Source organism: Methanomicrobium mobile BP (genome assembly GCF_000711215.1).
GTDB classification, from domain to species: Archaea; Halobacteriota; Methanomicrobia; order Methanomicrobiales; family Methanomicrobiaceae; genus Methanomicrobium; species Methanomicrobium mobile.
Genome location: NZ_JOMF01000006.1, coordinates 301363 through 315719, shown reverse-complemented (window position 1 = coordinate 315719; position 14357 = coordinate 301363). Strand labels below are relative to the sequence as shown.

At 48.9% G+C, this 14357-nt stretch carries 15 protein-coding genes; 3 read left to right on the top strand and 12 right to left on the bottom strand.

Going from position 1 to position 14357, the window contains the following annotated elements; genetic code table 11:
• Positions 1 to 96 precede the first annotated feature (96 nt).
• The 3 genes from T502_RS05590 to T502_RS05580 all read right to left on the bottom strand — a co-directional run bounded on the left by T502_RS05590 (position 97) and on the right by T502_RS05580 (position 2622).
• The gene (locus T502_RS05590; RefSeq protein WP_042706140.1) at positions 97 to 1014 is read right to left on the bottom strand and encodes an AEC family transporter; all 918 of its coding nucleotides are present in this window, start codon (positions 1012 to 1014) and stop codon (positions 97 to 99) included.
• Between the two features lie 135 nt (positions 1015 to 1149).
• Positions 1150 to 2058: a hypothetical protein gene (locus T502_RS05585; protein ID WP_157197479.1), complete on the bottom strand. Its 909-nt coding sequence runs from the start codon at positions 2056 to 2058 to the stop codon at positions 1150 to 1152.
• Positions 2059 to 2226: 168 nt separating this feature from the next.
• The gene (locus T502_RS05580) at positions 2227 to 2622 is read right to left on the bottom strand and encodes a hypothetical protein (RefSeq protein ID WP_042706138.1); all 396 of its coding nucleotides are present in this window, start codon (positions 2620 to 2622) and stop codon (positions 2227 to 2229) included.
• A 97-nt stretch (positions 2623 to 2719) separates the two neighbouring features.
• On the opposite strand from T502_RS05580, the gene T502_RS05575 reads away from it, so the two are divergent.
• Positions 2720 to 3319: a hypothetical protein gene (locus T502_RS05575; protein ID WP_042706137.1), complete on the top strand. Its 600-nt coding sequence runs from the start codon at positions 2720 to 2722 to the stop codon at positions 3317 to 3319.
• Between the two features lie 124 nt (positions 3320 to 3443).
• Here the strand turns inward: T502_RS05575 and T502_RS05570 are convergent, their stop codons facing one another.
• Entirely contained in the window at positions 3444 to 4043 is a 600-nt protein-coding gene (locus T502_RS05570) for a YIP1 family protein (protein WP_042706135.1), read from the bottom strand.
• 120 nt (positions 4044 to 4163) lie between these two features.
• Positions 4164 to 4712: a YIP1 family protein gene (locus T502_RS08595; protein WP_052359192.1), complete on the bottom strand. Its 549-nt coding sequence runs from the start codon at positions 4710 to 4712 to the stop codon at positions 4164 to 4166.
• Positions 4713 to 5038: 326 nt separating this feature from the next.
• On the opposite strand from T502_RS08595, the gene T502_RS05560 reads away from it, so the two are divergent.
• Positions 5039 to 5320, top strand: a complete 282-nt coding sequence (locus tag T502_RS05560) for a DUF5658 family protein (protein ID WP_157197477.1) — start codon at positions 5039 to 5041, stop codon at positions 5318 to 5320.
• Between the two features lie 30 nt (positions 5321 to 5350).
• Positions 5351 to 5677, top strand: a complete 327-nt coding sequence (locus T502_RS05555; protein WP_042706134.1) for a hypothetical protein — start codon at positions 5351 to 5353, stop codon at positions 5675 to 5677.
• Positions 5678 to 5792: 115 nt separating this feature from the next.
• Here the strand turns inward: T502_RS05555 and T502_RS05550 are convergent, their stop codons facing one another.
• The 7 genes from T502_RS05550 to T502_RS08585 form a co-directional block, all read right to left on the bottom strand.
• A complete protein-coding gene (locus tag T502_RS05550; RefSeq protein WP_042706133.1) occupies positions 5793 to 6269 on the bottom strand; it encodes a type IV pilin N-terminal domain-containing protein in 477 nt (158 codons plus the stop codon).
• Positions 6269 to 6766, bottom strand: a complete 498-nt coding sequence (locus T502_RS05545; protein ID WP_169736985.1) for a type IV pilin N-terminal domain-containing protein — start codon at positions 6764 to 6766, stop codon at positions 6269 to 6271. Before T502_RS05545 ends, T502_RS05550 begins: the two co-directional genes overlap by 1 nt.
• Before the next feature lie 38 nt (positions 6767 to 6804).
• Positions 6805 to 7716, bottom strand: coding sequence for a hypothetical protein (locus T502_RS05540; protein ID WP_042706131.1), 912 nt, complete (start codon positions 7714 to 7716; stop codon positions 6805 to 6807).
• A complete protein-coding gene (locus T502_RS08590) occupies positions 7713 to 8168 on the bottom strand; it encodes a type IV pilin N-terminal domain-containing protein (protein ID WP_169736984.1) in 456 nt (151 codons plus the stop codon). The genes T502_RS05540 and T502_RS08590 overlap by 4 nt, the downstream gene beginning before the upstream one ends.
• Before the next feature lie 88 nt (positions 8169 to 8256).
• Positions 8257 to 10062: a type II secretion system F family protein gene (locus T502_RS05530; protein ID WP_042706130.1), complete on the bottom strand. Its 1806-nt coding sequence runs from the start codon at positions 10060 to 10062 to the stop codon at positions 8257 to 8259.
• Positions 10063 to 10094: 32 nt separating this feature from the next.
• Positions 10095 to 11675, bottom strand: a complete 1581-nt coding sequence (locus T502_RS05525; protein ID WP_042706129.1) for a hypothetical protein — start codon at positions 11673 to 11675, stop codon at positions 10095 to 10097.
• A gap of 4 nt (positions 11676 to 11679) precedes the next feature.
• Positions 11680 to 14256: a hypothetical protein gene (locus T502_RS08585; RefSeq protein ID WP_052359188.1), complete on the bottom strand. Its 2577-nt coding sequence runs from the start codon at positions 14254 to 14256 to the stop codon at positions 11680 to 11682.
• Between the last annotated feature and the right edge of the window lie 101 nt (positions 14257 to 14357).

Sequence of the window (14357 nt, the reverse complement as noted above, 5' to 3'; positions counted from 1 at the left end):
ACACTTTTACACATTTACACTTTTGCACTTTAACACTATCACACACTTACACTTTTACACATTCACGCATTCAGCTTTCACACTTTTGCGCATAAATTACATGAGAATGACGGCAAGCAGCGGTATGGTCACTATGCTCAGAAGGGTTGTGATGAATACGCCTTTTGACGCGAGTGATGAGTCGGCATTGTATTCTTCGGCAAGAATGACCGAGTTTGCCGCCGCAGGCATTGCCGCAAGTAGAACGGGGATTGCGAAGATTACCGGGTCGGTCGCATAGGGACTGATGACAAGGTAGACGATTACGGGGATAATCAGCAGGCGGAATGCCGATAGGATATAGATACGGTAATCACTGAAGAGGTTTGAGAGCGGCATCATGGCAAGAAGGGCGCCGGTGACGACCATTGCCAGCGGCGTTGTCGTCGAGCCGAGATAATCCATGACGTCATAGAGGGGCGAGGGGATGGTAAAGCCCGTGAAGAAGAAGAGCATGCCGATAATCGAGGCTATAATGCCCGGATTTACGAAGAGTTTGGGGTTGAAGTTCATGCGCATGTCGGGGCGGAGCATGAGGATTCCGATTGTGAATACGAGCAGATTGAAGGGAAGCATGAAGAGCGTCGTGTAAAAGACGGCATCCGTGCCGAATATTGCCTGAGTTACGGGTATGCCCATGAATCCGAGATTGGAGAAGACGAGCATGAAGGAGAAGACGCCGCGTTCCGAGTATTTTGCGGGTATGAACATGGGAACGATGACGGCTATCGCGATTGAGATTGCAAAGAAGACCAGCGCCAGCATAAGGGTCGTCTGGGTCTTTCCCATAGTATCGGCGTTGACGGGTATCTGCATCGAGATTACGACAAGGCAGGGAAGAGCGATGTTGACCAGAAAGGATGAGAGCGCTTTTGATCCGTTTCTGTCGAGAAATTTTGCCTTCGAAGCCGCAAATCCGATTCCCATAAGCAGAAAGAGGATGATGATACTGTCGGCGACTGGCAAAATATCCATGGTTGTAAAATGATATGCTTTTTTTGCAGATAATCTTAAGGTAGAAATAAAAAAGGTATTTGGTCTTTGGACCGGTTCAGTACCGGTTCAGTACCGGTTCGGTACCGGTCAGTACCGTTTTTTCAGTATATGTCTTCAGTATCTTCTGAGGACTGCAACAGCCGAACCGATAATGCCGGCGATGATTATGAGTTCAAAGCCGAGTCCCGACTTAGTCGGCATCGGCGAGGGTGTCGGAGCCGTCGTTACGGGAGGGTCGCGGGGTTCGGGGGGAACGGGTGTCGCTTCGGTGACTGTCGCCTGTGCGGGTGTTGCGGTCGGCGTCGCGGTCATGCTCTCAAGGATTGCACTTCTCTGCGTGTCGTAGATTGTGAAATCGTTTATCGGCTGCGGTCCCACCATCATCGGTGCGGACGAACACTCTTGCGAGCTTGTCTGACCGAAGTTGTAGGTTACCTGAAGGACATACTGGTTCTCGGTGTCTTTGCCGAAGACATAGGTCTCGCCCGGGGCCATCTCCTTCTCCTCGATGATTTCGCCGTCTTTGGATACGATTACGAATGCGGCTTCGGAGGGACAGACCGTGCCGGTACATGATTCGCATTGCGCTACGGTTGAGTATCTGAAGACATAGCCCTGATAGAAGTCGGAGAACAGTTTCGACGGGTCGCCGTAGAGTGTGATTAACGGCGTCTCGGTTGAGCTGACCGAGCCTATTTTGCCCATCGCTATCCATTCGCCGTTTCCGTCGGTGTCGCCCATTAAGCATGCCTCAACGGCATCGCCCTGCTTTAATTCCTTCTGGATTAAGGGGTTGTCGGTCTTGCCGCGGATGATGTTGCTCGGGATCGTGGTTGCCTTCGAGTAGGGGACCCATTCGGTTCCTTCGTAGACATAGTTTACCTGCACGGTCATCGTGTTTTTTGCGGCGTCGATGACGGAGACCTGACCTTTGAAGTGCTGCTCCTGAATGACTGCCGATACGGGCATTACCGCAAGAGATACCGCGAGTAAAAGCATGGTTGCTAGGATTATTTTCTTCATTTTTTTCTCCGGAGGTTTTTGGAAAACCTGTTGCAATAAATCTCTGAGTATATATGATAAATAGGTTTGTAAACCCGTAACCGGAAACGGCGTGCGGATGCGGGATGTAAAAATGCGGTTTTGGAAAAATATCGGTGATCTCTTATGATTTTAGGAGAATGCGGCTTTCTACATCCGCAGTAATTTCTTTATCTTCATGCTCATGGTCTGCACAAGGGGTATCTTTGTCGATCTGTAGGTCAGGTATCCCGCTATTATTGTGCTTGCGCTTCCCGCAATACCGATATAGTATGCGTATTTGTAGTTCTGGAAATTATCTCCCGATAAGAAGAGGATAAATGAGAGAAGTGTCAGGAGTCCGAAGAAGACCATTGTCCTGCCTGCGTCTTTCAGGTCGTTTATCGTTTTTCTCTTTATTCTTGTCGAGGATACTCCGATTATGAGTCCGATAAGTATAAGGAGTATGCCCGTTGATCCGCCGAGTATCAGGTATATAATGCCGGATACGATAAGCAGAGCCGTTCCGGTTAATGCCGCGTAACAGGGGAGTGATATTTCTGACATTTCCTTATATTTTGTTTATTTTATGGTATATCTAAATATACCCGACGGTGACACGGTTAATGATAAGATATTTACGTTTTTTAGGCTATTGTTAATTATGAAGTCAGTTTCAATTAAGGTTTTATTCGCATTTGCGGTTCTGTTGACTGCCGCGGCTGTCGGTTCCGTATCCGCGTATGTCATAAATTTCGAGGCGCCGAGCGAGATATCCTCGGGAGATTCCTTTGTTCTTTCGGGAACGAGCACATTGCCGGAGGGCTTCTCGAGCGAGGTCGTTGTCTTTAAGAAAGCTCAGGTCGGCAATAAACAGGTGGGTAAATTCCCCTTTACAATCGGTGCCGATGGCATCTGGACGCTGAAGATTGACACTGCGGGATGGGAGCCGGGCACATACAGCCTTGAGGTTCAGAAGGATTCCGATTATTCCTACGGCGGTTCTTCCGATATTGCATTTACGTTTACCGTAGCGGAATCGGCAGGACAGGGACAGCCGGAGCAGACCCCCTCTGACGCAACAACCGCAACCTCGGTAACCACCACGGGAAGCACCGAACAGGCAGCGACACAGTCCGCACAGACATCACCGTCAACACCGACACCGGCTCCCGCTGCCAAGACCTCACCTGTTGCGGTCTGGACCGCGTTACTCGGACTTGCTGCCGTTGCCGGCGTCTTTGCCGTCTCTGAAAGAGAGTGAGGCGAAGTATTGGCTACTGATGATTGCAAAGCAAATATATGTAACAAATTTAAAACTCAGCTTTAAAAAACGATTAAAGCAGAAAATCAACCCAAAAAAGCAAAAAAATTATATTTTTACTTTTTTACATCGTCCATGTGAATGATTCATTGACGGCAATGTCGGATGTATGGGCGAGCATGAATACGACAATTACCACAAAGACGACAATCAGGAAAATTGCCGCGAGGACGAACAGCAGCGTAAGAATTACCGCGATTGCCGCACGCGCCGTCGAGATCTCATGGAGATCGCGGATTGCGATTGCCTCAAGCACGAGTGACCAGATGCTGCCTATGATGCCGGCAACGGGTATCCAGCCGAGAAGCGCAATCGGCGTAAACGAATATATTGCCGCTTTCATCGTCGCCTCTATGCCTTTTCTGCCGCCGAGGCAGTATACAAAGACATGCAGCAGGACCGAACCTATGATAAGTCCGATAAAGCATCCGATATAGCCGCCGATAATGTATCCGACAAGATAGACGATCAGGAATACCGATGACACATGCATTGTCAAAGCCGTGATAATCACGGAAGCAACCGCCATGAGCACTATGAAGACCGCGGATACTACTAGGTAATAGACAAATGCCTCTTCCAGCGGTTCTTCGCGCAGTCTTTTCATCTCTTCCGCAGGATTTAAGAGCAATCCCTTGAAAGTCCGGGTGATATTTTCTAACATCCTCAAAAGTTTGCGCCAGTATGATATTTTAATTGATCGGCGATTTCGGATAAACGCGGATACGGAGTGCACATGTCCCCGTATAGCGCCGGAATTATCGAAAAAAAGTATGGTTGGTTTTTACATTGTTGCCACGTATGTCGTGCCGACAACGACTAACAGGAACATAAGCACAAGCACGGCAAGGACAATCAGGATTACCAGCGGCAGGATTACCGCGATTGCCGCACGTGCTGTCGACATATCCTGAAGTTCGCGGACCGCGAGAATCTGAAGAACGAACGACCAGATAAGACCGATTATGCCCAGAAGCGGGATCCATCCGAGAATCGCAACGGGAACAAATGCGTATATCACAGCTTTAACGGTCTGACCAATACCGTTTCTGCCGCCGAGGATGTATACGAAGATATGCACGATAACCGCACCTATGATTGTTCCGATGATGCCGCCGATTATTGAGCCGACCAATCCGAACACCAATGCAACAATGCCTAACGCCAATCCCCCCATAAGTGCGGTGACGACGGCTGAGAGCACGCTCAGAATAACGATCAGTGCGATTAAGTAGACAAACGCATCTTCAAGTCTCTCGTCCCGAAGAGCTTTAAGTTTCTCTACAGGATTAAGGAGTAATTCTTTGGTAGTTTCAACGAAATTTTCAAGCATGCAGAATAATATGCACGGATTATATTTTAACAGTTCGCATATTTTCCAAAACGCCGTGGATATGTGGGCTTATTCCCCGCAAACTACGTGATTGTCGGGTAAAGTGCCTGCCCTCATTACCGCGGTATGCCGCATAAGAAAGATTAATATGCTAACATGCCAATTGTAAATTAGTTAGTGGTGTGGCGAACGTTCGATATATATGCCACAATCTACATGGAGGACATATGACGGATTATTTACAAAATATATCAAATTCACCGATATTTCACGCGCCGCATTCGGCGAATATCTCATATGGCAATACCTACCGGTCGGTTATAATAATGGAGCTGTTCTTTCTGGCTGCATTGTTTATCCTTGATGTCTGCACAACCGAATTTATCCTCATGAACGGCGGTCAGGAGATGAATGCCGTGATGGTCGGCATTGTCAATTCTTCGAGCGCACTGCACCTCATGGTAAAGGGCATCGTGCTTGCGATGATAATTACGACGATATACTATGCAAACCGCGTCATTAAGCATTCGGGAACATTTGCGCTGGTCATCCTTATCGGCTGGTATATCACGGTCATCTTCCACAACCTCGGTGTAATATTTTTATAATTATAAGGCGAATTTCACTAAAGTGAAAATATGACAGACATTGAAGAAGACGGACATTTCGTAAACGGCGTTTGGGTAAAGAACTCCGAAGAGGAAAAGAAAGAGTCGGAGACGAAGAGCAATTCCGGCAGCGGAAGCGAGCCCGATTTCGACAGGATGGTCTCCGATGCGGCGGCATCGCTCAAGGCCACGGTCGACAATATTGTCAGTACGGGCAATGAACTGATAAACTCCGAGGAGAAGCGTGCCGAACTTGAGACAAAGGCGATAGCCGCGGGTCACAGCATCCTTAAGTCCTTCGAGAATGCCGTGAAAGACGTAAAAAAGACAATCGACGAGCTGGAAAAGAAGAAATAATCCGGTTTTATTTTTTTAAATTCGTTTAAATTCTTTTAAAAAATTTATTGAATCTTTTTTGAATTTGTTTTAATTTGTTTTGAATTTTTTAATCCGTTTTGGATCCTTTTTGGATTCATTTTCCCGCAATTCTTCCCGTTGATATCAGAGTATTCGTTTTCATGTCATAGACGGAGTAATCAAGGTGTTCGCCGGAATTCAGCACAAACTCTCCCCAGCCCGTTTTATCGTCATATTCCGAGAGAAGTTTGAATCTGCCGCCGAGAACAATAATTCCGTCGCCGGAGTAACTTTGAAAGAGCGATGTGTCGCTGCCGGAGAGCATGATGCTCTGAATCGGTCTCTCGCTTATACTCAGACTTATGCCGATTCTGTCCAGAGTAAAGGGTTCGCCGTAGACATTGTCGAAGATGATGTCGTAATCTTTAATCTCCGTTGCCGTAACCGTGGACGAGATGGGCTTCTCATGAGTCGAAGTGACGGAATTTGCGGAGATCAGGACAAAACCCGCCAGTATAAGCGTCACCGTTATCATTATCATAACGCCCACAACCTCGGAGACGCCGCTATTGTCGGAACCTGTCGATTTCATCACGGCTTTGCCCCCAATATGATTTTTGACTTATACAGAAGGGTATTGGACGGATTGTGATATATCGCGACTTCCATGGGCTTGCCTGTTTCCGCAAAGCCGTTCAGAGCACTCTGCGTAAGACCGAGGAGTTTTTCTGTTTTCGCAGTCTCGGCGAACGCTTTTTTGCCTGCCGCAAGTTTTTCGCAGTCAAGGTCCGAGAGCATGAAAGTACTCTGTTTATCGTCGATAAAAGTCACGATACTGCAATCTCTGCCCGAAAGCACATCCCCACCGCGATTTTCGACAATGAATACGACTCCGGATTCGGTATACGGAGCACTTACCGCAAGATTTGCGGATGGCAGATCGGTCTTCACATTCATGTTGCCGTCCGCGAATCCCGATACCATTGCCGCAAGTATGATGACTATTGTCAGCATCATCATGACGCCGATGACATTCGAGACCCCCGATTCTCTATCCCGGTTTTTCCCCTTTATTTCAGCCGTTCTCATTGATTCACTTCTCCCGTTTTTTTCAAGCCTTCTTTTTTTCATGATGTGTAAACCTCTATTTTCAGTATCTTAAGGGTCAGCGTTGTATTGCCCGAAAACGGCATACTTTTCCCGTATCCGTCGGTATTCTTCAGAATAACCTCCCCCGGCTTTTCAAGGATATACTCCTTTGAATCTTCGACGGCACTTGAAACAAGCACTGCCGACCCCGAACCCGATATCGTATCCGGCTTAACCGCATTCATTGTGACGATTGTAATCTCCGCATTCGCCGTCCCGAGGTCCGGCGCCGGATACGTCCTCCACGTATCCGCCATACCTTCGAAATACTTCCGGATTGTGTTCTTTTCGTTCTCATAGCCGTCATTGACCGAGTTAAGGGACAGAGATGCGGGAGCGGTCTTTGTCTCATTGTTTTTGGTTACCCAGACCGTGCCTTTTCTGTAAAGATATCCCTGATTCTCCCATGATGAGAAATACGGCGTGTATTTCACGCACGTTGAATTGATTGCAACCGTATCGACGGGCGAGCCGTCGCCGGTTATCAGGAGTTCCCCTGCCCTGAAATCCGTTATCTCTATCATGCCGCCGGATTTTACCGAGCTTAGGAGGACATCACCGCCTCCGAGCACAACAGGTTCGCTGAACTTTGCTGACTTTTTCTGACCGTATATGTTGTCAACGCCGGATGCAAATCTCAGAAAAGCCTGTTCCACGGACTGACTGTGCATTATCTCCGCCTGCTGCTTTAACCCCGGGACATATGTCGATGTGTATACGCTGATGCAGGTCGCAAGTATCGCAAGGATGAGCATGACGGCAACAACCGTGGATACGGCTTCTTCACGGTCGTATTTGCGGTCATATTTCCGGCGGTATTTACGGCTGCATTCACGGTCACATCCACGCCCGTATTCATCCGATTTCCGCACAATCTCTGCTCTTTTCATTTAAGAATCACCCCGTCGTATGCCGCAATCACGCTTTTGCCGGAGGTAAGACGTATATCGTATTTTGTGCCGCCCGAGACCCCCGAGGGCTTTTTCGCCTCAATGCGTGTGCCCAGATCGAAGGTATCCGATTTTACCGTATAGTCTTCCGTGACTTTGGAATATGCGTTCACTTTAAGCCCGCTGTCTCTCTCAATCGGAGCAAAACTGCCGCTGCCGTCCGATTTCATGATCCGCACCGTCAGGTCGCCGGCATCGACCCAGTCGCCGCCGTGATGCCAGAAGAAGATATGCGTGCCGTTCATGCTCATCGAGATATCCGTCATGGTCTCGCGTTCCCCCGGGAGCATGCTCAGAGCCGATGCCGCCATGATGGAGACAAGTATGATTACCAGTACAAGAAGAAGCATCTCGCCGACAACCGAGGTCACGGCGGATTCGTTTAATCTCATTCCCCTGTTTGTTTTCGGATTAGGTCTCTGAATCATTTTTTGAAGCATTTTCGGAATTATTTTCGGACACATTTTTCGGACCCCTTTTTCAGATGAAATACACAAATACCGCAACCGCGGCAATGAGGAGGATTGTCGAGTGTTTCATACCCGCGTATATGCTGTTGGACGAGAGCTGACCTGCCATGATTCCCGAAAAGAAGCCGAGAATAATTCCTATGTGGAACATGGTCGTTTTACTGGAACTGATGTCGAACGTGATGTTGTAACTTTCAAAACTCGATATGAAAGCCACGTTCATCTGATATGCCGAGTAGAGATATATGCCGTATGACAGGTAGATTACCGCAAGATAGACGAAAGACACATTGAGTCTCTTCGACTTCATCTTGATGTAATGATCGAGGTCGGATATGGCTATCGCAAGTATCTCGCGGAGTGCGTCCGTGACCTCGCTTGCCTTAACAAGGAGGGATATTGCCCGCTTTACCGTAATAAGCCCGATACGTTCCTCCATCCTTACGAGTGCGCTTGAGATGGAAGAACCGTAGTGTATCTCATCGGAGACGATCTTAATCTCGGAAGAAAGGACGCCCGTCTTGTTATTCGAGATCATCTTGATTGCGCCCTGAAGCGTCATTCCGATATCGCGCATATCCGAGATATCTCTCAGAAGAGTCGGCAGTTGTTTCTCCACATTGCTTACATAGCGGTTGCGGATCTCATAGGCAAGCATAATCGGGAACATTGCGGCAATAAGAAGACAGCATATCAGTGCCTCGGATGTCTGCGTCGGGAAGACCGATGCGAATTGCCCCGTATAATAGGTAAAGAATACGGCGCCCGCCAGTATGACGCCGAATAATATGCCGATATTGTAATCCGCGATATAGTACTTGATCGGATTTTTGAGAACGTCCAGAATCTTAAGTATCTGCTTTCTTTTGTTGAATTCCTTGAGAAATTCGTCGGTGTTCTCGACCTTTCCCTCGGGCTTTAAGAGTTCGGTACCGAATTCGTTGTCGCGTATCTTTCTGCTCGAGATACCTAAATCATCGGGCGGAAGAAGGATGTAGAGGACAAATATCAGTGCCATTGCCCCGAGCGGCAGTCCGAAATAGAGGATGGGCACGACGCCGTCGAGCTGGTTCTGACCAGAGAGATTCTGTGCAACGAGCATTATGATGATTGCAATCGGTCCCGCAACGAATGCGGTGACGTAAATTTCGGCTATCATCTCGAGGAACTGGAGTAGTGCTTCAAGTTCCTGTTTTGCAATCTCCCTGTAAGACTCGGATTTCGCATTGAAAAAGTTCGTCAGGTTTCCGCCGGAGCGGTATATGAGCATTAAGTCATTCATCAGTTCTTTGAACTTATCCGAAGGCGTTATCGCGATTACGTCCGACATTGCTGAGAGCAGATCCTCACCGAAAAGCTCGACATCGCGCACGATTATGCCGCATTCCCTTGAGACTTCGCCGTAGAGGTCTTCGGCCTCGTAGACGCTTCTGAATATGTCGTAGAGGACTATGGTCGACGAAAGCGCCTGCATATAGGTTATCGCATAGGGGAGATCCATGTCGATTTTTGTCTTTCGTCCCTGTGCGAGCAGTTGCGGGTAATAATAAAATCCGCCGAATACGACCGCGGATATAACCGCGCCGGCGACGATAAGGACGATAAAGTCGGGAATATTCTGATATATACCGAGACTGATGTCGAATGAAAAAAGCAGGACGCTTACCATCATGACCGCAAAAAACGGGAGCACACTCAGAAGTACCGCCGCCATCATATACTGCTTCGGCTGCGCGGTAATGTGAGCGGAACGCAGTTGCAGTGACAGCTGTTTATTGTTGAGGAATTTGTCTATACTTTCCGAGTAGTTCATCATCTTTCGGTTTGTCCCGCGTTTATACGTGGTCTTCAGATCTCGCCCGCGTAATCCGTGGGTTTCATGCGTCCGCCGTATTCCACGGTTACCTCCATGGGCAGTTTGTTTTCGTCAAGATTTCTCGCAAAGACGCCGAGGATATATTCTCCCGCCGGAAAAGGTCCCACGGATTTTTTCGTGCCCGAATCATATCCGTTCTGCCATCCCCACTGTCGAATCTCTTTTGTCTCGCCTGTGTTTTTATCTACGGAATACAGAATGAATCTGACATCATTGTAAGGGCTGATTCCGTATTCGTTGGTATTCCCGCGGCCTATTGCTCCGGACGAGCCCGATGTCTTCAGATTGTAGGTAATTCTCCATGCCGATGTCGTATTGGTCTGCGCATATCCCCACGGCGTGAAGAGACTGCGGTTTTGCTCCTGCATATTCAGGGTATTCTCATAGATCTTCCATTTATCCGTAAGTTCCCACGAGATTCCCGACGGATACCAGACATCTTTATAATATTCTTCCTTTTCATTCAGCCACGGATATCTTGTGCCCGGATCTCCGGAATATGTCTCGCTCACGATTTTGCCGTAGGTTATGTTTCCGCTGACATAGGTCCTGTAATACGTGCCCGTATTCGAGAACCGGCTTCCCAGAGTTTCCGAATGTATCCCCATATCCTTTACGTAATCCGCTCTGAAGTTATCCGCGGGAGAATAGGATTTGCCGTCCGTAAGATCTTCGTTAGTGTAAATCACGGGGGTTATGCCGTAATATGCGGCTTCGGGGTAACCCTTTTCCGTGATGTCCGTGCACCAGAACGGGATGACAAACGTATTTTCGGGATTAAGCACGGCTTTGAAGTAGGTTTCCCTCTGCTCGGTCTGTTTAGTCACGTTTGCGCCCGTGTACGTATCGCCGTACCCGTATGCAGGTGTGTCGTGATCGTAATTCGAGATGAGTCCCAATGCCGCCGCCTGCGGAATAACCGTCTGTTCGTCCGTCGATGTCGGCGGATACATTATGACCGAGACGGCGTATCCCAGTTCTTTCAGGATTGCGGCGGCAAGAATCGCATGATCCGCGGAATCTCCGGTCTGTTCCGCAAGCGTTACCGCAGGCGTTCTCGGATATCCCGCACTGTGATCCGTCTCGGAGTCGGTCTGATAGGGAATCGACCTAACGAAGGAGAGCACGAGTCCCAGTTTATCGTCTTCCCTTTTCATGCCCTTGCCGTCGATAATCTCCCGCAGTTCATCCGCTACGGTTGAGACTGCATTTCCGTCTTTTTCGTAAATGACGTAGTCCGCCGTGTCCTGCGGATATACCGTGCCGCTTATGCCGTAGCAGTACCTCAGATATGCCGATTTCTGAATATTTACTCCGAGTGTGTATTCTTCATCCCCGTATTCCCATGCAAATTCCTTGTATCCCCAAGGTCCCGCTTCGTTTTCTTCGGATGTGTCCTCATACGGCAGATATACCTGCGAACTCTCCGCGGGCTTTAAAAATGAGAATCCGTCGGTTGCTTTGTATGCAAGCGCCGCTGCGCAGACGATGCACATGACAACGATTGCGATGACTGCCCATTTGAAGAGTTTTTGGTCGATTTCGACAGCCATAAAGCTATACCCTCCTTATTCTTGCCACCGCAACGATAAGCACCAGTACAAATATAAGCGTTATCAGGACGGGTATCGCGGTTGTGACCCCCGACTGGCGTGTATTGCCCGTATCGGTTTTTTCGGCGCCGTAATACGATGCCTGCCGGGTGGGTTCGGGTGTGATTACCGGGGTATTGGTTACGGTCGGTCTTGCTTTCTCGCTGAGTGACGGATCCGCCCGTGACTTTGAGTCGTATTCTTTCGAGGAATAGGTGTCGGACGTCAGTTCAAAGGAACTGCTCTGCTTATACCCCGTATCTTTTGATGTGATTGTTACGAGATATGACCCGGGATACCATGTGCTTGTGTCTATCTCGTCATAACGGAATGCGTTATACCCCGCATAACTGTTTGATCTCGACGGCATCGTCGTATCCGAAGGAATTATCATCGCGGTATTCGACTTGGTCGAATCGAGATCCATATCCATTCTGTAAATGGTTAAGGAGAGTTTATCCGCGGTTGCCGACCCGTCGGGTGCCGTATCGGATGACGCAAGATTTGTCGTGCCGAGTATCTTCAGTTCATCGCCTACCGTAATCTTATCCGGTAGATTCAACCTTATCCACGGATCTTCGATTATAATCTGTGTTCTTACATAGAGATCGTCGGAATTGGGACTCTTAATCATCTCAATCAGGGCATTTGCGGCGTCGCTTCCCTGAAGATCGTTTATATTCGCATTTACTCCCGATGTTGAATTGATTGTAAAGTGCGTCGTCTTGAATGCCGAAGCCGTGGTCTCGAATACTTTATTGGGTCCGGGTCCTGTGCAGACCAGATAGTATTTCCCGGGTGAGAGTGCCTGTGTAAATGCCCTGCCGTAAGTGAAGCCGTATTCATTGTACGGTGTCCCGTCCGCACTTGTGTACGGGTCGCCGCCCGCCGTCACGCCCTCCGAAAGATGATCCATCCTGTCGGCATACTTGAAGTTCGTTCCGAAGATATACCATCGGATCTCGGTTGCACTGCCGCGAGAGAGCCATCTTCCGTACAGTACGTCTCCTTTGGAGACGATTCCGTTGTTTGACATGGACACTCCGAGCGAGGGTTCGCTGAGCGGGTAATCATGTGAGACAGGAACGTTTCCTTTCGCATCCGTGCCCGGATCTCCCGGGAATCTGCTTGAGAGGTAACCGTACGGTTTTAAGCTTGCATAAACCGTATAAGTGCCGTCGGCGAGTCCCTCCGTTTTCCATGAATAGGTCCATTCATTCATTATTACGCTGTAGGTCGTTACCGTGAACGTGGCGGGATCTCCGTCAACCACGGGAGTATGGGGACTGTCAAGTTTTGCTCCGTTCGGTGGCAGATTCGGTCCCGTTACATACAGATATACGGGGACGGGTCGGGTTGCCCCCGGGACGTCGCCTTTGAGCGGGATTTGATCTCCGATTGCGTATGTGCCGCTTGTAAGCTCACTGTTCGGTTCCTCAAAGGTAACGGAGAGTTCTCCCGAACTTACCGAAAACTGTTTTTTGACCTCGATTCCCGTGGCATCCGTAAGAGTTACCGTATACACATTCTCTATCGATTCTTCGGGAACGAAGATCTGGACGGTTTTCGTCCCCTGCCATTCCGTGTGAATCGAGATCATCTGTTCGTTAATCTTCGTGTCCCATGCGCCGGATTCGAATCGCGGTGCGTTTGCCGAGCCGGTCGGCGTAATCCCGCTTCCCGTTATCGAGATATTGTAGGATGTGTAGGGGACTCCGGTTATGGTAAGGTCGACATATTTACCCTGCGCAACCTCGGTACTGCTCAATGCCAGCGCGGGCGAGAAGAGTGAAGCCGTAAAGGAGTATGCCGATGTAACCTCAAGTCCGTTAAGATACTGCGTGGTGAATGTCACGGTCATGGGCACATCGCCGGTCTGCGAGGATACTATGGACTGGTCAATCAGGGAAAAAATGGGGGCGTTTGCGCCCGCAGCCGGCGCAACACGCGGATCCGCCGTCAGTGCGCTTAAGTCAACGCTGTTTCCGTTGGTGTTTATTATCGTCGATGTCGTGACCGTATCTCTGGCGATTGTGTATTTGTACCAGCTTCCCGTGAGATTTGCGCCGTCAATGTCGGCGGATCGGATTACGAATGCGATGTCCGTGGTCTTTGCTATCGCCGGGGGCTGCTGCGGGAGTGATGCCGGAACGATATCCGTGTTGTATGTGTAGATTCCTATGGGTCCTATCGATAAGTCCTGGACAAGAATCCATTTTGTCGTGCTCGTTGTTCCGTCCGAATAGTGCGGGTAGTACCTGCCCGTAGGTGCGCCTGCGGGCACCGTGCCTATGCCTCCGGGCGTTGAGAAGGCTCCCGTCTGACCCGGTCCCGTCTGTTCGAAGCTGTCGGGCAGGAGACCTACCCCGTTTTTGAAGGCACTGAAATTGAGGAGCTGTTCGCCTCTGAAAACGGTATCCGTATTCGATATGCCGCCGTTCGGACCCGAAGGTATCGGATATCGTGCAGATGCCGGATTTATGCAGATAATGCAGATTAGAATGAGTAATATGACTGTGCAGATTTGATATTGATATTTCATTATGGCTCCGGGTCGGTACGGTACTTAATAAGGTTAATTTGTTGTTGTTAAAAAGTATTTGCACAAGATGATTTTTAGAGGCAGAATGCGACATTTTTCAA